Origin of the sequence: Kitasatospora sp. NPDC094015, assembly GCF_040304075.1 — a bacterium.
GTDB lineage: Bacteria > Actinomycetota > Actinomycetes > Streptomycetales > Streptomycetaceae > Kitasatospora.
Genome location: NZ_JBEOUL010000004.1, coordinates 195,350 through 216,527 on the forward strand (window position 1 = coordinate 195,350; position 21,178 = coordinate 216,527).

Here is a 21,178-nt window from a genome sequence, read left to right on the forward strand (position 1 = left end):
GAGGCCCGCACCGATGGAGCGTCAGCAGCGGCTGCGGCCGGTCGACCCGAGACTGCTCGCGCACGCCCGTACCACCCGCGCGTTCCTCGCCGGATCCGTGCTGCTCGGTGCGGTGGGCGCGATCCTGCTGGTGGTCCAGGCGAGCCTGATCGCCGAGATCGTGGTCCGCGCCTTCCAGCGCCACGAGTACGCGCTCACCGGCCCGCTGCTCCTGCTGGCCGCGACCGCGGCCGGCCGGGCGGCGGTCGCCTGGCTCACCGAACTGACCGCGCACCGCTCGGTGGCCCGGGTGAAGTCCACCCTGCGGGGCCGGCTGCTGGAGCACGCCACCGCGCTCGGCCCGTCCTACCTGGCGGGCCGGCGAACCGGCGAGCTGACCGCACTGGCCACCCGGGGGGTCGACGCCCTCGACGACTACTTCGCCCGCTACCTGCCGCAGCTGGCGCTGGCGGTGGTCGTCCCCGCGGTGGTGCTGGCCCGGATCCTGGGCGCGGACTGGCGCTCGGCCGCCGTCATCGCCGGCACGCTGCCGCTGATCCCGCTGTTCATGGTGCTGATCGGCCTGGCCACGCAGAGCCGGATGGACCGCCAGTGGGAGGGCCTCGCCCGGCTCTCCCACCACTTCCTGGACGTGGTCGCCGGCCTGCCCACGCTCAAGGTCTTCGGCCGGGCCAAGGCCCAGGCCCGCACCATCGCGCGGATCACCGACGAGTACCGCCGGGCCACCCTGCGGACCCTGCGGATCGCCTTCGTCTCCTCCTTCGCGCTGGAGCTGCTGGCCACCCTGTCGGTCGCGCTGGTCGCCGTCTCCATCGGCTTCCGGCTGGTCGAGGGCACCCTCGACCTGGAGACCGGCCTGCTGGTGCTGGTCCTCGCCCCCGAGGTCTACCTGCCGATCCGTCAGGTCGGCGCGCTCTACCACTCCAGCGTCGAGGGGCTGACCGCCGCCGGCGAGATCTTCGAGGTGCTGGAGACCCCGCTCCCGGCGGCCGGCACCCGGCCCGCCCCGGCCGCCGGCGCGGCGGTGATCACGCTGGCCGGCGTCACCGTCGCCGTCCACGGCCGCGGCGCCCCGGCGCTGGACGGGGCCACCCTCACCCTGGAACCGGGCACCACCACCGCGCTCACCGGCCCCAGCGGCGCCGGCAAGTCCACCCTGCTCTCGGTGCTGCTGGGCTTCACCCGGCCCACCGCCGGCCAGGTCCTGGTCGACGGCCGGGACCTCGCCGAACTCGACCCGGACGGCTGGCGCCGGCAGATCGCCTGGGTGCCCCAGCGTCCCCAGCTGTTCGCCGGCACCGTCGCCGAGAACGTCCGGCTGGCCCGGCCCGGGGCCACCGACCAGCAGGTCACGGCAGCCCTCGACGCCGCCCGGGCGCTCGACTTCGCCCGGCTCGACACCGTGCTCGGCGAGGACGGCGCGGGCCTGTCGGCCGGACAGCGGCAGCGGATCGCGCTGGCCCGGGCGATCCTCGCCGACCGCCCACTGGTGCTGCTGGACGAGCCGACCGCCAACCTGGACGGCGCCGCGGAGGCCGCCGTGGTGGACGCCGTCCGGGCGCTCGCCGCCGGGCGCACCGTGCTGCTGGTCGCCCACCGGCCGGCCCTGCTCGCCGTCGCCGACCGGCGCCACCACCTGGCCGGCCCGGCGCCGGCCGCTGCTGAGCCGGTGCCGGTGCCCGCACCCGCACCGGGCGCCCCCGCGGCCGGGGCCGGGGCCCGCGCGGCGGACCCGGCGCCGCCCGTACCGGTGGCCACCCCGACCCGCCCCCGGCTGGCGCTCGCTGTCCTGCTCGGATCGCTCGCCCTGGGCTGCGCCGTCGCGCTGATGGCCACCTCCGGCTGGCTGATCGCGCGGGCCTCCGAGATGCCGCCGGTGCTCTACCTGATGATGGCGGTCACCGCCGTCCGGGCCTTCGGCATCGGCCGCAGCGTCTTCCGGTACGCCGAGCGGCTGGTGGCGCACGACGCGGTGCTCAAGGCACTCGGCGGCGTACGGACGGCTGTGTACGCCCGCCTGGAGCGGCTCGCGCCGGGCGGACTGCCCGCCTTCCGCCGGGCCGACCTGCTGGCCCGGCTGGTCTCCGACGTGGACGCGATGCAGGACCACCACCTGCGCTGGCGGCTGCCCGCCGCCGTCGCCGTGCTGGTCTCGCTGGGCTCCGCCGCCGCCCTCGCCGCCTTCCTGCCGCTGGCCGGCGGGCTGCTCGCGCTCGGCCTGCTGCTGGCCGGCGCCGCCGTACCGGCCCTCGGCACCCTGCTGTCCGGCCGGGCGGAGCGTCAGCAGTCCCCCGCCCGGGGCGCGCTGGCGGTCGCCGTGGTGGACACCCTCACCGGCACCGCCGAACTGACCGTGGCGGGCGCCCTGCCCGCCCGGCTGGCCGCCGCCCGCGCCGCCGACCGGGAGCTGACCGCGCTCGCCGCCCGCTCGGCCGCCGGCGCCGGAGCCTCGGCCGGCCTGGTCGCCCTGGTCACCGGGCTCACCGTCGCCGCCACCGCGGCCGCCGGGGTGCACGGGGTGGCCGCCGGCACGCTCCCCGGGGTCTGCCTGGCCCTGGTGGTGCTCACCCCGCTGGCCGCCTTCGAGGCGGTCGCCGGGATGCCGACCGCCGCCCGGTACCGCGCGCGCAGCCGGGCCGCCCGGGCCCGGCTGGACGAGCTGCTGACCGCTCCCGAACCGGTCACCGAGCCCGCCGAGCCGCAGCCCGTACCCGCACCGGCGCTGCCGATCGCCGTCCGCGGCCTCACCGCCCGCTGGCCCGGCCAGGACCGGGACGCGCTGCACGGACTCGACCTCGACCTCACCCCCGGCCGCCGGATCGCCGTGGTCGGCCCGTCCGGCTCCGGCAAGACCACCCTGGCCCAGGTCCTGCTGCGCTTCCTCGACCAGCGCGACGGCCGGGTCACCCTGGCCGCCGGCCGTCCACAGGCTGTGGACAGCCGGGCGGTGTCCGGCGACGAGCTGCGCCGCGTGATCGGCCTGTGCGCCCAGGACGCCCACGTCTTCGACAGCTCGCTGCGCGAGAACCTCCGGCTCGCCCGGCCCGGCGCCGACGAGGCCGAACTGCGCGCCGCACTGGCCGGCGCCCGGCTGCTGGACTGGGTCGACACCCTGCCGCGGGGCCTGGACACCATGGTCGGCGAGCACGGCGCCCGGCTCTCCGGCGGCCAGCGCCAGCGGCTCGCGCTGGCCCGCGCCCTGCTCGCCGACTTCCCGGTGCTGATCCTGGACGAGCCCGCCGAACACCTCGACCTGCCCACCGCCGACGCCCTCACCGCCGACCTGCTGGCCGCCACCGAGGGCCGGACCACCCTGCTGATCACCCACCGGCTGGCCGGCCTGGACGACCGCAGCGTGGACGAGGTGCTGGTGCTGGAGCAGGGCGAGGTGGTGGAGCGGGGCCGGTTCTCCGAGCTGGCCGCCCGGCCCGGCGGCCGGCTGGCCGCCATGCGCGAGCGCGAGCGGCGGGCGGACACCCTGCTGGCGGTGGGCTGAGCGGCCCGCCGGCCGCTCGCCTTCCCCCTGACCGTCGGCTCCGGCGCGGCGAACGCAAACCCGGCAAATTACCCTCGACCCATGGAGACCCCGCAGCGCCCGCCCGGGCCACCGGACCGCCCCGACCCCTTCGGCCGGCCCGAGCAGCCCGAGCCCTTCGCGCCGCCGGACCCGACCGGGCAGCCCGACCCGGTCCCGCACCGGGTGCCGGAGATCTCCTCGCTCGGCCTGGACACCCTGGTCACCGAGGTCTCCGAACGCCTCCAGTCGGCCGCCGCCGTCACCGACCGGATGCAGCGGCTGCTGGAGGCCGTGGTCTCGGTCGGCGCCGGCCTGGACCTGCACGCCACCCTGCAGCGGATCGCCACCGGCGCCGCCGAACTGGTCGACGCCAAGTACGCCGCCCTCGGCGTGATCTCCCCGCACGGCTCCGGACTCTCCGACTTCATCCACGTCGGCATCGACGACGCCACCGCCGCCGAGATCGGCGAGCTCCCCTCCGGGCGGGGCATCCTCGGCGTGCTGATCGACCACCCGCAGCCACTGCGCCTGGCCGACCTCGGCCGGGACCCGCGTTCCGCCGGCTTCCCCCCGCACCACCCGCCGATGACCTCGTTCCTCGGCGAGCCGATCCGGGTCCGCGACGAGGTGTTCGGCAACCTCTACCTGACCGAGAAGAAGGGCGGCGCCGGCTTCACCCCGGAGGACGAGCAGGTGGTGCACGCGCTGGCCGCCGCGGCCGGCGTCGCGATCGAGAACTCCCGGCTGTACGAGGACGGGCGCCGCCGCGAGCGCTGGATCGCCGGCGCGTCCGCGGTCACCACCGCGCTGCTCTCCACCGACGAGGCCAAGGTCGCCCTCACCGTCGCCGCCGAGCAGGTCCGCGACCTCGCGGACGCCGCCGTCGGGATGATCCTGCTGCCCACCGTCGACGGGCAGATGCGGGTCGCGCACGCCTCCGGCGAGGTCGCCGAGTACCTCAACGGCGAGCTGATGCCGCCCGGCAGCTTCGCCACCCACCTGATGGCGGGGGAGAGCGTCCACCTGGACGACATGTCCTCCGACCCCGCCGTGGTGCTCCGGCTGGCCCGCCGCTTCGGCCCGTCCATGGCCGTCCCGATGATCTCCTCCGGCCGGGTGCTGGGCGGGCTGTGCGTCTGGCGGCACCAGGGCTCGGCGCCGTTCACCGACGACGAGAAGCAGCTCGCCCAGACCTTCGCCTCGCAGGCCGCCCTCGCCCTGCGGCTGGCCGAGGGGCAGCGCGACAAGCAGCGCCTGGCGGTCTTCCAGGACCGCGACCGGATCGCCCGGGACCTGCACGACCTGGTCATCCAGCGGCTGTTCGCCACCGGCATGATGTTGGAGGGCGCGGCCCGCCGCGCGGTGGTGCCCGAGGTCAGGACCGGCATCGGCCGCGCGGTCGACGAACTCGACGCCACCATCCAGGAGGTCCGCACCACCATCTACGCCCTCCAGCACGGCGACACCGACGACCAGCCGGACACCCTGCGCACCAGGGTGCTGCGCGAGGGCAGCCAGGCCGCCGCCGCGCTCGGCTTCAAGCCGACCATCACCTTCACCGGACCGGTGGAGAGCCTGGTCGGCGAGCAGGCCGCCCGCCAACTCCTGGCCGCCCTGCGGGAGATGCTCTCCAACACGGCCCGGCACGCCCGGGCCTCCCGGGTCGCCGTCGAGATCGCCGCCACCGTCCACCTGGACGACGAGGGCCGGCCCGTGCCCGGCGACCCGGAGGCCCTCGACCGGGCGGGCAAGCCCGGCGTGCTGCTCACCGTCACCGACGACGGGGTCGGCATCCCGGCCGGCGGGCGGCGCAGCGGTCTGCGCAACCTGGCCCGGCGGGCCGAGGCGCTCGGCGGCGACGCCTGGCACGAGCCGGGTCCGCACGGCAAGGGCACCCGGGTCCGCTGGACCGCCCGCTACTGAGCCGGACCGGATCGGGTGGGCTCTTGGGGCCCTGGTATCGGGGGTGTCAGGGGTGTCGGGGGTGTCAGGGGTGGAACTTCTCGCTCACCTTGGTGATCTTCCCGGAGGCGTCCAGCACCACCTCGTAGGTCAGGTTGCTGAAGCAGGGCCGCTTCTCCGGGTCCTCGGTGTGGTCCAGGCACTTGGCGGTGTGCTCCGCCAGCTGGGCGAGGGTGACCTTGGTGGTCCGGAAGGAGAGGTCGGTCAGCTCGGCGACGGCGCCGGGGGCGAAGGCGTACGGCTTCTCGGGGCCCGCGTCCGCCCAGTGCCCGTCGTTGGGGTCGCAGGCGAAGCGGGTCTCCTTGGCGTAGAAGACCGTGCCGCTCGAAGCCTTGGACACGTTCAGCATCCGGTGCCCGGCGGCCATGGTCGGTGCGGCGCCGCAGTCCGCGCCCGGCTCGGCGCCCGGGTCGCCCGGGTCCGCGCTCGCCTTCGCCGACGCCGTGGCGGCCGGCGCGCTCGCCTTGGGCGACCCGGCGCCGGCGGCGGGGGTGCTCGCGGCCGGCGTGCTCGCGGCCGGTGCGGCGGCCTGACCACCGGTGTCGCCGGACGGGTCGCAGCCGGTCAGCGCGAGGCCCGCGGCGGCGACGGTGGCGGCGGTGGCTGCGGTGCACAGAACTCTGCGGACGGACACGGCTCTTGATCCCCCAAGACGGCAACGCTGGTCGAACTGACGGTCGGCCAGACTACCGTGCGCCACCGACACGTCACCCGCCGGGCGGGGCCCCGGCAGCCGCTCGGCGGCAGGTCAGAGCAGGGTCTCGATCACGGCCGCCACGCCGTCCTCGTCGTTGCGCACCGTGTGCTGCGCCACCGCCGCGAGCACCTGCGGGTGCGCGTTGGCCACCGCGTACGAGCGGCCGGCCCAGGCCAGCATCTCCAGGTCGTTCGGCATGTCGCCGAAGGCCACCACCTCGGACCGGTCGATGCCCTGCTCGGCGCACCAGCGGGCCAGCGTGCTCGCCTTGGTGACGCCGCGCGCGCTGATCTCCAGCAGCGCGACCGGGCTGGACCGGGTGATCTCGGCCAGGCCGCCGGCCACCACCCGCGCCCGGGCCAGGAACACGTCCGGGTCCAGCTCCGGGTGCTTGGCCAGCAGCTTGAACAGGCCGGCCACCCGGCCGTCGCCGAGCAGCTCCTCGGCCGGGGCCACCGCGTGGTCCTCGTCCGAGCCCCACATCCGCAGCTCGTACCCGGGCTCGCGGGCGAAGCCGCCGGGGTACTCGAAGGCGAACGCGGTGCCCGGCAGCTCGGCCCGCAGCGCGGTCACCACCGCCAGCACGTCCGCCACCGGCAGCGGGAAGCTCTCCAGCAGCTCCCCGCGCCGGACGTCGACCACCGCCCCGCCGTTCGAGCAGATCGCCACCCCGTGGCCGCCGATGTGCGCGCTCAGCTGGGTCATCCAGCGCGGCGGCCGGCCGGTCACGAAGACCACCCGGATCCCGGCCCGCTCGGCCTCCAGCAGTACGGCGGCCGTCCGCTCGGAGACGGATCCGCCGGTGCACAGCAGGGTGCCGTCCAGGTCGGTGGCGATCAGGCGGGGGCGCGGAGAAGTGGTCACCGCTCCATCTTCGCCCACCTGCGCCGGAGTCCGGCAGAGCGTGCCGTCCGGCACCCCGGCGCACGCCCGGCGTGGACCGTCTCCCGCACGCCCGGAGGGGGTCGCACCGGGCCGCTCGGGTGCCCGGCCGCGGGTCGTCGCTCGTGTCGTAGCCGGTCGGATCCGGTCACGGTTGGGGAAAACCCCTGTCCACCCCCGGTTGCGCTGGGCTACCTTCGCGTGCGCACACCGTCACGGGGGAGGGTTCTGCCATGGCCATCGAGCTGCCTGGCGAGGTGGTCTCGCTGCTGTCGTTCGTCGGGATCAACTGGCCGACGGTGAACGAGGACAAGGTGCGGGAGTTCGCTTCGCACGTCCGGGAGTTCGCGCAGAACGTGGAGTCGGCCCACCGGGATTCGACGGCCACGGTCCAGCAGCTGGGCGAGGCCTACCAGGGCGCGTCGTACGAGGCGCTGCTGGCGAAGTGGTCGGCGCTGTCCGACAGCCACTTCGACGAGCTGGTGCAGGCCTGCCACGTGGTGGCCACCGCGCTGGACCTGGCGGCCGAGGTGATCGTCGGGATGAAGGTCGAGACGATCGCGGAACTGGTGGTGCTGGCGGCGGCGCTGATCGCGGACCAGGCGGCGGCGGTGGCCACCTTCGGCCTGGCCGAGGCCGCGGTGATCGCGATCGAGGAGGCCGCCAAGCGGCTGATCAACTACCTCGAGCAGCAGCTGGAGCAGTACGTCATCGGCCAGGTGATCGAGGCCGCGATCGACCCGCTGGTCGAGGTGGTGGCCGGCGCGGTGGCCGGTCTGGTCTTCGGGGCCGCCGAGTCGGCCCTCGGCGTCCAGGGCGGCTCGTCCGGCACCGGTTTCCGGATCGACCCGGACGCGCTGGAGGCCCACGCCCGGACCATGCACGACCACGCCGAGACGGTGGCCGGCCACGCCCAGGCCTTCCAGTCCAAGATCGCGGGGGTGAGCTTCGAATGAGCAACCAGATCGTCAAAGCGCTGGAACACGGTGCCCAGAAGCTCGGCAGGACGCTGGCCGAGGACGCCGGCAAGGCGCTCAAGAACTTCTACCGCAAGGCCGGCGACAACCTGAAGAAGGTCGCCCACAACACCCGCGAGGCCGACGCCCAGCACGCCCGCGACCTGGAGAAGATCCTCAAGGGCGACGGAAAGGGCAGCGTCCCGCACCCTCGCTCCGGTGGCCGGGACCGGCCCGGCAGGCCCGGCGGCCCGGGTAGGCCCGGTCAGCGCTCCGAAGGAAATCGGAAGTGCAGGAAGGCCGGCGACCCCGTCGACGTCGTGTCGGGGCAAATGATCGCGTCCTACACCGACCTCGAACTCCCCGGCCTGCTGCCACTGGTGATCAGCCGCTCCTACGCCTCCGGGTACCGGCTCGGCCGGGGGTTCGGACCGGGTTGGTCCTCGACGCTGGACCAGCGGGTCGAGATGGACGATTCGGCGATCCACTACGTGGGGGACGATGCCCAGGTCCTGTACTACCCGCGTCCCTCCCATTCCGGCCAGACGGTCCTACCGGTCGACGGACTCCGTTGGCCGCTGCGCTGGGACCAGGAGAGCGACCTGGTCCTCATCGAGGACCCCGGTACCGGATGGACCCGGCACTTCCCCGCAGCACCGGACGCCGACGGATCGCGGCTCCTCGCCGCGATCACGGACCGCGCGGGTCACCGCATCGACTTCCACTACGACTACGCGGGCGTCCCCACCGAGATCCGCCACTCCGGTGGTTTCCGGATCGCGGTCGACGCCGCACCTGGCACCGCAGGGTCGCGCGTCGCGGCACTGCGCCTGTTGGACGGATCCCACGCCGGGCTCGGTACCACGATCGCGTCGTACGAGTACGACGGCTCGGGCCGGCTGGTCGCGATCGCCGATCGGACCGGGAAGTCCTTGGTCCTCACCCATGACGGTGAGGACCGCATCACCTCGTGGACCGACCGCAACGGCTACACCTACGGCTACACGTACGGGACCGACGGCCGAGTGGTCGCCGGCCGCGGATCGGACGGTTCGCTCACGGCGGTGTTCGACTACGACGCCGCCGATCGGGTCACCACCGTCACCGACGGTCTCGGCCGGCGCACCCGTTTCCACTTCGACGAGAACAACCACGTCACGCAGGTCGTGGACGGACTCGGCCACAGCACGGCGACCCGGTACGACCGCTACGGCCGGATGCTCGCCCAGATCGACGCGCACGGCAATGCCACCCGCTACACCCTCGACGACCACGGCGACGTGGTCCGCGTCGAGCGACCGGACGGAACGAGCGTCTCCGTCCGGTACAATGCGCTCCGCCTCCCCGTGCACGCGCAGGCGCCGGACGGCCGGGCCTGGAACTACGACTACGACCGCTTCGGGAACCTCACCGAGTACCGGGATCCGACCGGCGCCACCACCCGCTTCGGATACGACGACGCCGGGCACCCGTCCTCGGTCACCGACGCCCTCGGGCACACCACCGCCATCCGGTGCGACGCCGCCGGCCGGGTCGTCGAGCTGGTCGATCCGGTCGGCGGCCGCACCACCGTGGAGTACGACGCGTTCGGGCAGCCCGCCGTTGTCACCGACGCGCTCGGCCAGGTCACCACCACGGTGTGGACACCGACCGGGCTGCCCGTCTCACGCAGCACCCCTGACGGGACGACCGAGCGGTGGACCTACGACGACGAGGGCAATCCGGTCGGCCACCACGACCGCGCCGGTGCGGTGACCGCCATGGAATACGGGGGCTTCGGCGTTCTCGCCGCCCGGACCGGCCCCGACGGTGCCCGCTACCAGTTCGCCTACGACAGCGAACTCCGCCTCACCGAGGTCACCAACCCGGTCGGACAGCGCTGGCAGTACGGGTACGACGCCGCCGGCCGGCTGGTCTCCGAGACCGACTTCAACGGCCGGACCCTCGCCTACATCGTCGACGCCGTCGGCCGTCCGGTGTCCCGGACCAACGGGGCCGGCCAGAGCGTGCACTACGCGTACGACGCCGTCGGGAACCTGGTGTCGAAGAACGCGGACGGCGCCGTGACGACCTTCACCTACGACCGGGTGGGGCGGCTCGTCGGGGCCGAAGGCCCGGACGGGCGGATGGAGCGCGAGTACGACGAACTCGGTCGGCTGACCGCGGAGTCCGTCGACGGGCGCGTCTCCCGGTTCTCCTACGATGCGCTGGGCCGCCGGGTGGACCGTCGGACACCTTCGCAGCACGTCAGCTCCTGGACGTACGACGCTGTCGGCAATCCGCTCACCCTGAATTCCGCGGGCCACCAGGTCGCCTTCGCGCACGACGCGCTCGGTCGGGAACTGGAACGGCGGACGGGAACGAGCCTGGTCATGGCATCCGTCTGGGACGGGGCCGACCGCCTCGTCGAACAGAGCCTCGCCCGGGCAGGGGGCCTGCCACTGCAGCGCACCCGGTACAGCTACCGGGCCGACGACGTCCCGCTCTCCGCGACCGACCACCGCGGCCGGTCCCGCCGGTGGGACGCCGATGCTGCGGGCCGGGTCACCGCTGTCGATTCCGTCTCCTGGAGCGAGCGCTACGCCTACGACCCGCTGGGCAACGTCACCAGCGCCTCGTGGCCGGGCAGCGACGAGGCCGCCCACGGCGATCGCGTCTACCAGGGCACGCTGATCCGGAGCGCGGGCCGGGTCCGTTACGAGCACGACCTCCAGGGCAGGATGACCGTCCGCCGCCAGGCCACCCTGTCGGGGCGGACCAGCACGTGGTCCTACGAGTGGGACGCCGAGGACCGGCTGACCGCGGTGACGACTCCCGACGGCACACGCTGGCGGTACCGGTACGACGTCCTGGGACGGCGTACCGCGAAGCAGCGGCTCGAGGCGGACGGACAACGGGTCGTCGAGTGGACCGAGTTCACCTGGGACGGCACGTTGCTCGTGGAGCAGACGGCGCACGGGCCCGCACTGCCCGGCCCCTACACGCTGACCTGGGACCACGACGGGCTCCAGCCCGTCGCCCAGAGCGAGCGGATCGGCAGCGCGCCTGCGGACGCCGGACAGGCCGAGGTCGACCGCCGCTTCTTCGCCATCGTCACCGATCTGGTGGGAACTCCCGTCCAACTGCTGGCCCCCGACGGGAGCACCGCCTGGCAGGCGCGCTCCAGCCTCTGGGGAGTCACCTCGTACCCGAAGGACTCCAGTACCTACACGCCGCTCCGCTTCCCCGGCCAGTACTACGACCCGGAGAGTCGGCTGCACTACAACCTCCACCGCTACTACGACCCCGAGACCGCCCGGTTCGCCTCGCCGGACCCGCTGGGGTTGGACGCCGACCCGAACCACCACGCGTTCGTCAGCAACCCGCTGGTGTGGGTGGACCCGCTGGGACTTGCGGCGAAGAAACCGAAACGACCCAAGGGGCAGTTCGGCGCCCCCATCGGCCTCGGCGAGGGCTTCACCGGGCGCTTGGACAAGTTCGACCACGGACACGGCCAGGACTTCGAGATCCACGTGTACCGCAACGGCGAGGAGTTCGGCCTGTTCGGCAGCAACGGGTGGTTCTACAAGCACGGTACCGGTGGCGGCGCCGTCCCGCCGAGCGTCGAGAACCGTCTCAAGGGGAAGGCCGTCAAGTTCATGCGCGGGAGCGGGCGGCTCGGCAAACTGGGCACCGAGAACATCAAGGGCGACCGGTGGAAGCGACCCCGGCTCGGCAGCGAGGAATGCGACACGTGAAGTACGTCAAGGTCGAATGGGACGACGAGGACAGAGGATTCGTGCTGGGCGCGGGCGACTACCTGGCGGTCCTGGCCCAAGGCCTGGAGCTCCCCGCAGGTGCGTCCGCATTCGCCCGGCAGCCGGGGCACTACGACTTCACCGGCCGGCGCTGCGTGAAGGACCTCGCCCTGGAGCGGATCTCGTGGTCCCCCACGGGGGCGGGCATCCTGCAGATCTCCTTCCTCCCGCATCCGGCCAAGCACGACGAGGGACTGACGCTGAGCTACCGGGGCGTCTCGGAGTTCTCCGTCGGCCGGTCCGAAGCGGACCCCGCCGCCCGGGAGCCCGACACCGTCCTGCTCGACGAGCTGCTGCCCGCGGAGGAAGGCTGCGCGCACGAGATCGAACTGACCAACTCCTGCATCACCGTCGTCGCTGCGGACCTCGAAGCCGTCTGGGGCGCGCCCGGCGCCTCCGTGCCGTAGCGGTTGGAAACGAGGACGATGCGTGACTGCGCGGGCGAGGTGCTCCCGTAGGGTCGGTGGGATGCGCTTGAGCACCGTGATCCTCCCCATCCACCGGTGGAGCGAGGGACAGAAGATCTGGCGGCGGGCCGAGGACCTCGGCTTCCACGCCGCGTACACCTACGACCACCTGAGCTGGCGGTCGTTCCGGGACGCCCCCTGGTTCGGGGCGGTCCCGACGCTTAGGGCCGCCGCGACGGCGACCGAGCGGATCCGGCTGGGCACGCTGGTGACCTCGGCCAAGCCTTGTTCACCTACCGCGGCCTGACCTGCGGAAACGCGTATCACCGCTCGCCAGTCAGTGCCCGGCCGCTACCGGATCCGCCGCTCGATCTCGGACAGGCGTTGCGCTGCATGGCCGTTTCCGGCTTTCGCTGCGAGTGCGTAGAGGCCCTCCGCACCAGCGATGTCGCCCTCCCTGAAGCGGCGCCTGCGCATGCAACTGCTCCCAGGCAACCGGTCCGGGCCTACGCCCCAGCCGGTGTGCCCGCGCCTCCAACTCGCCGATGAGATTCAGGACTGCCTGACCGTCACGCGGCACTGATTCGCCGTGTAGCCAGTCGCTGAACGACGAGCTGGTTACGGTGACCACGGGTGTCGCTGCCGTTTGCCCCAGCGGGTCAGCTCCGCATACGTAGGAGACCCAGCAGCCTCGAACAAGGTGCGAAGCGCGGAGCTGAACCTCGATACCGCCTCGTCCGACACCACACCTCCGCGTTTCCGGACCATCACCGGAACATAGTCCCTTGCCTTCCTACCAGGCGGGTCGTATCCGCTGAGAGCACCGGAACTCGCCGGAAACCCTCCGGACGACATCTCCTGTTCGCCGGCCCGGCAGATAGCTGGCCAGCAATCAAGGTAGGTGACACGTATGTTCGGGGCTTTGGACGTCATGGTCCGCCACGCACTGCCCAGTACAGCGGCGGCAGCTGCGCTGCTCTACAGCGCGACCGTTGCACCGACTGCTTCTGCATCAGTGCTGGCTGTGACGCGCAGCGGCGTAGGGGCGCTCGCGCCACTCTCGGCGTCCTCCTTCGGCGAATCCCGGAGGGCAACGCCCGGCGGCCGCGCAGCTGAAGAGAGCGATGCTCGGCTGATCTGTGCTGATGCGGCCGGGGCCGTTTACCCGGCCGCATCTGTGGGGCGTGACGACCAGCCCCAGCCTGCTACGGCTCACGTCAGCTGGGCGAGGCCCTCGGTGGCGATCTTCTCGAAGACGGCGAGGTTGTTCTCGAAGACCGAGTCCGGCACCGGCCAGTGGATCACCAGCTCGGTGATGCCCAGGTCCCGGTAGGTGCCCGCCCAGTCGACGAAGGCGTCCACCGACTGCAGCGGCTTCTCCGCGGTCGAGCCCTGGAGCAGCACCTTCTCCAGCGTCGCCACGTCCCGGCCGGTGGCCTCGCAGGCCGCCGTCAGCTTCTCGATCTGCTGCGCGATCACCTCGGGCGCCTGCTCCACCGGCACCTCCGCCGGCCCGCGCGGGTCGCCGTACGTCACCCAGCCCTGCCCGTACTCCGCCGCCAGCCGCAGCCCGCGCGGCCCGGTCGCGGCCACGTAGAACGGCACACGCGGGGTCTGCACGCAGCCGGGGACGTTCCGCGCCTCGACCGCCGAGTAGTACGTGCCCTCGCGCGTCGTGGCGTCGTTGGTCAGCAGCTCGTCCAGCAGCGGCAGGAACTCCCCGAACCGCGCCGCCCGCTCCTTCGGCGACCACGCCTCCTGCCCCATCGCCGTCGCGTCGAACCCGACCCCACCGGCGCCGATGCCCAGCGTCAGCCGCCCGCCGGACACGTCGTCCAGCGTGATCAGCTCCTTGGCGAGCGTCACAGGGTGGCGAAAGTTTGGCGACGTTACGAGGGTTCCCAACCGGAGCCGCTCGGTGGCCGTCGCCGCCGCGGTCAGGGTCGGCACGGACCCGAACCAGGGCTCCTCGCGGAAGCTCCGCCAGGACAGGTGGTCGTAGGTGTAGGCGGCGTGGAAGCCGAGTTCCTCGGCTCGTCGCCAGATCTTCTGCCCCTCGCTCCATCGGTGGATGGGGAGGATCACGGTACTCAGACGCATGCCGTCGACCCTATGCGGAAGGTCCCCCGGTGTCCGGTGATGCAGGGGGCGCCTAGGGGGTGCGGGCGCGCACCTCAGGCAGCAGCGTGAGCACGCCGCCCACCAGCCATCGCGGAGTAGAGGGCCGCCCTGACAGGCGCGGCACCCGCAGTCGCTACGTCAGCTATGGACGAGCTAGTGGGCGGTGCCGCCGATCGTGAAGCCGCGGTGGTCCGCCGTTTCCGGGGCTCGCTCCCGCTCGGCCTGACATCGAGTCAACAGGTCTGCGCTGGGCGTGAACACGGTAGGGACACCCCGGATGCTTGAAACCCTTGAAACCTGGCCCGGGGGCGGCGATGGCGGCACGCGAACGGACACCGAACAGCAAGCTCGCAGCCCTGGTCGCCGAGTGCCGGTGGCCGTGGACGAGCGCCTGGACCTGCTCGGCCAGAGCTACTACACCGAGGCCCTGGAGCTCGCCCTCGCGGCCGGCGACCACCTGACCTACTGCACCACCCTGCGGGGCATGAGCGTCCAGGCCGTCGAACTCGGCCACGGCGCGCCAGCGTTGCGGTACGCGAACGCCGCCGCTGCCGCCTCACCCGAGGCCGGACCGAGGATGCGAGCGTTCCTCGCCGGCCAGCAGGCGTACGCCCTCGCCCAGACCGGCGACCGCGCCGGTGCCCTGGCGATGCTCCGAGGGGCCGAATTCGCGATGGAACAGGCCGAGTCCAAGGCCAAGGCCCACGGCTCCTACGACCCGGCCTCGCTCTCGTGCCACGTCGCCCAGGTCAACTACGAACTCGGCGACCGCGAAGGCGCGATCCGGGCCCTCCAGCACTCCGAGAATGTCAGGCCTGCGGTGTACCTCCGAGCCCGCGTCCGCCACCGCGCGATGCTCGCCGAACGGCAGCTCGAAGCCGGACGGCTGGAGGAAGCCGTGCAGGGCTGGAACCTTGCCCTGGAGGACTTCCCCCACGTCCAGTCAGGCCGGGCCGACGACCGCTTCCGCACGATGCTCTCCGCGACCCGCCCGCACCGGCGCAACCCCCACGTCCGCGAACTACTCGACCGCGCCCGGCCGATCGCTCCCCGTCCGGCCTGAGCCACCCCAACAAATCGGGCGGGGCGGGGTCCGGAGGAGCCCCCGCCGGCACTTCCGCACGGTTGGAAGCCCAACACGCCGGCAAACGGCGGGATCGACCAGGCGTGCGGCACCTGGAACCGGGAGCGCAGGAACTCGACGAGCGGGCAGCCGCATTCCTCGTCTGACCAGACTGCCACCGTGGCCAAGTCGGGCCTGCCCAGGATGCCCCTGGGCAGGCCCGAACCTCAGACGTCGGACCACACGGCGGTCATGACTGCAGCCGCCTCGCCATGGTGTGGCGAGGCGGCTGCAGGGGTTTCGACAACTACGTGGGTCAGCGCTCGGTGGGGGCCTTCCCTCGGATCTTGATGGCCGACTCGTGGACACCGATCAGGGTCCGGTCCACGACCCATCCGGCCCTGACGAGGATCCGTTCGACCGCGTCGGTCATCGCTTCGAGGGTGATGCTGCCGAGCGGGATGGCTCGTTCTACGGCGAGCTGCGGCGAGTTCACGATCAGCTCCTTGATCTCCTTGCTGGAGCGCCAGGAGACGAAGACACCGCCGGACTCGTCGTCGCTGGGATCGTAGAAGATGTCGAACGTCGCCGAGCCGCGGTCACCGCCGGCCCAGCTGTCGCCACGTTGGAGGACAGGCAGTCCCACGAATCGGAGGTCGGACTCCACGGCGGCGGCTCGACGGGCGAGTTCCTCCTCCGCTTCCCGGCTTACGCGCTCGGGGTACATGACAGAACTCCTTACAGCCCACGGCGGGATTTGGCCTTTTGGACCATAGCAGCGAGCTGGTCGGCCCAGGCTTCGTTCAGCAGCCTGCCCTCCGGGGTGCTCGGTGAGGAGTACGGGATGGCGTAGGTGATGGTGGCACCCTTCACGCGCTCCTCATTGCTCAACATCGGCGAGCAGGTGTCGGGGCACGGTGCCCGGTCGGTGAATAGGGCCAGTACCTTGTCGTCCGGCTTCAGCTGGTTGACGACCTCCTGTTCGGCGTGGATGACGTCACCCTTGGCGGACATGCGGCTGTTGCCGTAGACGAGGCGGGTTGTGCCGTCGGCGCCCTGGACCTTCGCCACGGCCACATTGCGGTCCGCTTCCCAGTAGCCGGACTTGTACCGGAACTCGAAAGCCGCCGTGCTCAGCTCGTCACTGTCGTAGACGATCTTTACCGGGCAGATGGTGTTGTGCACCAGGACCGGTGTCGTGCCTGCGACGACGTAGTACGTGTGGACGTTGTTGACGGTCAGGTTGTAGGCGGGCTGGAGGGTCTTCCAGTGGCGGACGCCGGTGATGCGGACGGTCCGGCCGTCGGAGGTGCGAAGGGTGTCGCCTGCGGCCAGAACAGCGGCGTCGCGCCAGTGGTGGGCGTTCTGTGACCAGTAGGGGTGGTGGTCGGTGGAGGTGATGGCGGAGGTGGTGCCGTCCGGCGCCGCGATCGTGAGCTCGGTGAACTCGCGGTCGTCAGGGGTGTAGATGGTGTTCTCGACACGCTGGGCGCTCGTGGCGCCGGTGGTCGGGTCGGTGGCCGTCACCGTGTCCCCGACGCGGATCTGTTCGATCGGTCGGCGCGTGCCGTCGCCCATGAGGACGGCGGTGCCAGCCGGGAAGCTGTTCGCGCAACTGGCGAACGCGCCCTTGGCTGCCTCCAGTTCCCGGGTGAGCTGGGAGGCCGTGGCGGCTTCGATGTCGGCGCCCTTGACGGCTGCGAGGACCTTGTCGATGTCGACGCCGGTGGTGATGGCCTTGTCTGTCTGCAGGGCCATCTCGGCGCCCTTGACGGCCTTGCCTCCGGGCAGGAAGGTCAGCCCCACCATGCAGCTGGGCGAGGTGCGGTTACTACGAGTGCACTCGTCGGCGTCCTTGGCGATGCTCTGGGCCGCAGCCTCGATAACAGCCTTGGCGAGCTTGAAGAAGATTCCGATCTCGGTGAAGCGCTGGGTGACCTTCTTGTCCACCTCGGTGTTGGTGCTGCTGAGCCAGACAATTTTGTAGGACGGCGCGGGAATCGGTAGGTCAGGGATATCGGCCTGTGGGAGTCGCGTGTAGAAGTCGATCCGGACGTTGAACCGGAGCGTGAAGGTGACATCGCAGAAGCTCATGGCGCCGTTGAGCTTGCACTCGTTGTCAGGGGTCGGATCGCCGATCGGGGTCACCGTTTGCTGGGTGAACACGTTGGGCGTTCCGGTGGCTCCGCCGGTCTTCAGCTGAGCTTGCTGGTCTGCGGCGGCCTTCTGCGCGTCCGCGCGGGCCTTGGCCTCCTGGTCTGCGGCTGCCAGCTTCTCCGCGTTGAGCGCGGACTGGCGGGCGGCGGCCGCCTGGGCCTGGGCGTCCTTGGCCGCGGCTGCGGCGGCCTCGGCGTCCTTGGCCGCCTGGGCGGCAGCGCTGCGCGCGGCGGCGGCTGCGGACTGCGCGTCGCTGGCTGCGACCTTCGCCTTGTCCGCGTCGTCCGCGGCCGTGACGGCCGAGGTGCGGGCATCGCTCGCGTCGCTGGCGGCGCCCTTGGCCGCGGCCGTGGCCGCCGCCGCGTCGGCGGTTGCCTGGGCGTCGTAGCCGACCGCCCTGGTCTGCGAGGCGAGCGCATCGGCCAGGGCCTGAGCGGCGGTGGCGGCCGAGGCCAGGGCGTCCCTCGCCGACCCCTTCGCCGTAGCCGCGAAGCCGGCCGCACGTGCGGCGGCCTGGTCGGCCACCTGGGCGTCACCCGTCGCGGCGTTGGCCAGCGAAGCCGCCTGATCGGCGGCCTGCTTGGCCTGGTCGGCCTTGACCTGCGCGACCGCCTGCTGCTGCTGAGCGATCGTCTTGGTCGCCTGACCGGTCAGCACCGCCAGGCCTGCCGAGGCGTCGCTCTCCTGGTACGGAGCGCCGAGCTGGATCGCGTCGTTGGCCGGCGCGACCACCTGCTGTGCCGAAGCCGAAGCCGCGCCCGCAGCCTGCGCGGTGGCGTAGGCAAAGCCTGCCGCCGAAGCGGCGGTGGCCTGGGCCTGGCCGGTCTGGGCCCAGGCCTGGGAGGCATTCGACTTCGCCGAATCCGCCTGCGCCTGGGCCGTCGCGGCGTCGTTCTGGGCGCCGGCCGCAGCTGCGGCCGCCGCGCCGGACGCCACACCCGCGTCCGCGACCGCGAGCTGGTCGGTGCGAACCGCCTGGTCCGCCGTCGCCTTGGCGGCGTTGGCGTCGTTCGCGTCACTCTGTGCCTTGGCCGCTGCCCCCTCGGCGCGCGTCGCCTCGGCATTGGCCGTCTGCGCGTCGGTCTTGGCCTGGTCGGCCGCCTTCGACGCCTGATCGGCGTTCGTCTGTGCGGTGGTGGCGTCCGTGGCGGCGGCCGTGGCCGCTTCCTTCGCTGCCTGAGCGTAGGGACCCGACGCCTTCGCCGCGGCATCGGCGTTGGCGGCTTCCTCCTTCGCCTGAAGCGCGTTGTGCGCCTGCTCGGCGTCCCACGCCTTGCGCCGCGCGTCCTGCGCGGCTGAGTCTGCGGTCTGAGCCGCGCTGCGCTTCTGCGCCGCCGTGGCCCCGGCCGCCTTCGCAGCGTCCGCAGCCGTCTTCGCCGCCTCCGCCTTGGTCTGCGCGGTGGCCCGGTCGGTAGCGGTCTTGGCCTGAGCGGCGACCGCCTTGTCCTTGGCGTCCGCCGCGGTGGCCTTCGAGGCCTCGGCCGCGGCCCGCTTGGCCTTCGCCGTGTCCGCCGCCTGCTTCGCAGTCTGCTCGGCGGCCTGGACCGTGGTCAGCGCCGCCTGCGCGTCCTTGGCCGCCTGCGCCGCCCTCGTCGCCTGCAGGGCCGCGCCGTCGGCCGCGGCCTTCGCCTGGTCGGCCGCCGCCTGCGCGGCAGCGGTACGGAACGCGGCCTGCGCGGCGTGCAGCTGGGTCTGCGCCAACTGCTGCAGCGCCTGACTGTCCGCGCCGGAGGCCATCGTGGCGTTGTAAGCGGTCTCGGCCGCCTTCACCACCGCGTCCAGAGCCGCCGCCGAAGCCAACGTCGCCTGAGCCTCCTGCTGCGCGGCCAGCAGACCACGCCCGCGCGGCTGACCGGCGGCATCAGCGATCGCGTACGCCTGCTGCAGCGCGGCGGCGGTGTCCGTCGCCGCCTGACGCGCGATCGGCGCCTGCTGCCGGGCGATGTCCAACTGCGCCTTCGCCGCCTGCTGGGCAGCGCTCAGCGCGGCCCGCGCCGCATCGAACTGCGCCGGCTTCGGGTAACCCAGGCTGTCCGTTCCGGTGCCGGTTCCGCCGTTGTCCTGCGTCGCGTCGAACTGCTGTGGCCAGGTGGTGTTGCACTCCCACACCTGCGAGGCGGAGGTGCCGCGCGGGGTGTTCATGTCCATGCAGAGGTTCGTATTGGCCAGCTGCAGACGGGTCTTGCCGCTGGTGGTGGTGAACTGCCACTTCTGGTTGGCACCGCCGTTGCAGGTCCAGATCTCCACCCGGGTGCCGTTCTGCGGCGGCCCGTTGCTGCCGACGACGTCCAGGCACTTGTTGGTGGCGAAGTTGACCATCGATCCGTCCCAACCAGGTATCCACTTCTGGTTGGCACCGCCGTTGCAGGTCCACAGCTCCACGTCGTTGCCGTCGGTCGCGTCGCCGCGCGGCACGTCCAGGCACTGGTCCGGCGAGCTGTGCAGCTGGTAGACGATCGGGCCCTGGCCCTGGGTGCCCTTGCCGCCCGGCAGCCAGTACCCCTGCCAGCGGCTGAGGTGGTCGGCCAGCCAGGACTGCGCCAGCGCCTCGCCAAGAGCCTGCGAGCTGTTCTGCAGCGCAGCCGTGGCCTTCTGGGTCGCGGCGAGGATCGTGTCGCGCTGCACCTGCTGGCCGGCGATCTCCGACTGCCACTCGGCGGTGGCCGCCTGGACCTGCGGGCCGAGCACCTTGTTGGCATCGACCCTGTCCGGGTTGGTGCTGTCACAGGAGGCGTACCGCGTCTTCAGGTCCTCCACCGCGACACGGAAGTCGGCCGTACCGGCCTGCGGCGCACTCCTCGGAAAACCGCCGTACTGAAGGAAGAGACGGATGTCATCCGGTGTCAGGAGGAACCCGACGTTGTCCTGCTCCCAGAGCAGGTTTTCACCGGCCTTGCGCAGGTAGTCCGGATCGTTCACGTCCGGCCACGGCCCGCCGTACCGCGCATCGCCCAGCGTCTTGGCCGCCTTGACCGTGTCGGCGGACGGTGTGGGCGTGACGACCTTCGTGACGTCGCCTTCGGTGGTGAACATTCGCTTGCCGAGCCAGGAGCCGAGGCCGGTCTGCTCGAAGAAGTCCCCGCGCGGATCCCCCCCAGACCCGGGCGCCCACTGGAAGTCCGCCACAGACTGGAAACCCGCCCCCGCGCCTGGCACCGTCAGGCCGGCCAGCGGTGCTTCCCAGGAGAAGTGGCGGGCGTTCAGCTCGTCCGCCTTGTCGTGCACGGCCTTGTTGTCCGCGACGTAGGCGTCGTGCAGCGGAGTGCTGTGGTTGCGGGTGTCAGTGTCCGCCGCGGCGTGCAACTGGGCCGGCGTGCCGTCGAGCGCGGTCGCGGCCAGCTGCTTCATGGCCGGGCCGCCCAGCCGCAGCACACCCGACATCAGGCACTGGTCCTGGCGGTACTGAACGGCGTCCACGGAAGAGGGCTGGTCGGCCGGCGGATCCGCCGCCAGCGCCTGGACGTTCGACGCCCCCAGCGCTCCGGTAGTCACCATCGCTGTGACCATCAGTAGCCGTGGCAGAACTCTCCGAACCCGATAGCGGGCGCGGAGGATTGGCATTTTCACGAACGGGATCCCCTGATTCAGGGCATGCGCGCGCATGAGCCGGCACACAAGC

The 21,178-nt window shown here is 72.4% G+C and carries 12 protein-coding genes; 7 read left to right on the forward strand and 5 right to left on the reverse strand.

Features of this window, described 5'->3' with window-relative positions:
• The first annotated feature begins 13 nt into the window (after positions 1 to 13).
• Positions 14 to 3,496 carry a thiol reductant ABC exporter subunit CydD gene (gene cydD, locus ABT014_RS07150; protein ID WP_350637642.1) on the forward strand — a complete coding sequence of 1,161 codons (3,483 nt, stop codon included), beginning with the start codon at positions 14 to 16 and terminating at the stop codon, positions 3,494 to 3,496.
• A gap of 81 nt (positions 3,497 to 3,577) precedes the next feature.
• Entirely contained in the window at positions 3,578 to 5,440 is a 1,863-nt protein-coding gene (locus tag ABT014_RS07155; RefSeq protein WP_350637643.1) for a sensor histidine kinase, read from the forward strand.
• Between the two features lie 64 nt (positions 5,441 to 5,504).
• Here the strand turns inward: ABT014_RS07155 and ABT014_RS07160 are convergent, their stop codons facing one another.
• Positions 5,505 to 6,113 (reverse strand): hypothetical protein, encoded by a 609-nt coding sequence (locus ABT014_RS07160; RefSeq protein ID WP_350637644.1) that lies wholly within the window; start codon positions 6,111 to 6,113, stop codon positions 5,505 to 5,507.
• Between the two features lie 114 nt (positions 6,114 to 6,227).
• The gene (locus tag ABT014_RS07165) at positions 6,228 to 7,040 is read right to left on the reverse strand and encodes an HAD family hydrolase (protein WP_350637645.1); all 813 of its coding nucleotides are present in this window, start codon (positions 7,038 to 7,040) and stop codon (positions 6,228 to 6,230) included.
• A gap of 251 nt (positions 7,041 to 7,291) precedes the next feature.
• On the opposite strand from ABT014_RS07165, the gene ABT014_RS07170 reads away from it, so the two are divergent.
• The 4 genes from ABT014_RS07170 (at position 7,292) to ABT014_RS07185 (ending at position 12,525) form a co-directional block, all read left to right on the forward strand.
• Complete coding sequence (locus tag ABT014_RS07170) at positions 7,292 to 8,014, forward strand: WXG100 family type VII secretion target (protein ID WP_350637646.1); 723 nt, start codon at positions 7,292 to 7,294, stop codon at positions 8,012 to 8,014.
• Positions 8,011 to 11,751, forward strand: a complete 3,741-nt coding sequence (locus tag ABT014_RS07175; protein WP_350637647.1) for a DUF6531 domain-containing protein — start codon at positions 8,011 to 8,013, stop codon at positions 11,749 to 11,751. The genes ABT014_RS07170 and ABT014_RS07175 overlap by 4 nt, the downstream gene beginning before the upstream one ends.
• Positions 11,748 to 12,218, forward strand: coding sequence for a hypothetical protein (locus tag ABT014_RS07180; protein WP_350637648.1), 471 nt, complete (start codon positions 11,748 to 11,750; stop codon positions 12,216 to 12,218). The genes ABT014_RS07175 and ABT014_RS07180 overlap by 4 nt, the downstream gene beginning before the upstream one ends.
• A 61-nt stretch (positions 12,219 to 12,279) precedes the next feature.
• A complete protein-coding gene (locus ABT014_RS07185) occupies positions 12,280 to 12,525 on the forward strand; it encodes an LLM class flavin-dependent oxidoreductase (protein ID WP_350637649.1) in 246 nt (81 codons plus the stop codon).
• Between the two features lie 905 nt (positions 12,526 to 13,430).
• Here ABT014_RS07185 and ABT014_RS07190 read toward each other — a convergent pair.
• Positions 13,431 to 14,318: an LLM class flavin-dependent oxidoreductase gene (locus ABT014_RS07190; RefSeq protein ID WP_502894876.1), complete on the reverse strand. Its 888-nt coding sequence runs from the start codon at positions 14,316 to 14,318 to the stop codon at positions 13,431 to 13,433.
• A gap of 400 nt (positions 14,319 to 14,718) precedes the next feature.
• Here ABT014_RS07190 and ABT014_RS07195 point away from each other — a divergent pair, with 400 nt between their 5' ends.
• A complete protein-coding gene (locus tag ABT014_RS07195) occupies positions 14,719 to 15,402 on the forward strand; it encodes an NsdA family TPR-like regulatory protein (RefSeq protein ID WP_502894877.1) in 684 nt (227 codons plus the stop codon).
• Between the two features lie 316 nt (positions 15,403 to 15,718).
• Here the strand turns inward: ABT014_RS07195 and ABT014_RS07200 are convergent, their stop codons facing one another.
• Together ABT014_RS07200 and ABT014_RS07205 are read right to left on the reverse strand one after the other, a co-directional pair.
• Complete coding sequence (locus ABT014_RS07200) at positions 15,719 to 16,129, reverse strand: hypothetical protein (protein ID WP_350637650.1); 411 nt, start codon at positions 16,127 to 16,129, stop codon at positions 15,719 to 15,721.
• Between the two features lie 11 nt (positions 16,130 to 16,140).
• The gene (locus tag ABT014_RS07205) at positions 16,141 to 21,054 is read right to left on the reverse strand and encodes an RICIN domain-containing protein (protein ID WP_350637651.1); all 4,914 of its coding nucleotides are present in this window, start codon (positions 21,052 to 21,054) and stop codon (positions 16,141 to 16,143) included.
• Positions 21,055 to 21,178: the final 124 nt, after the last annotated feature.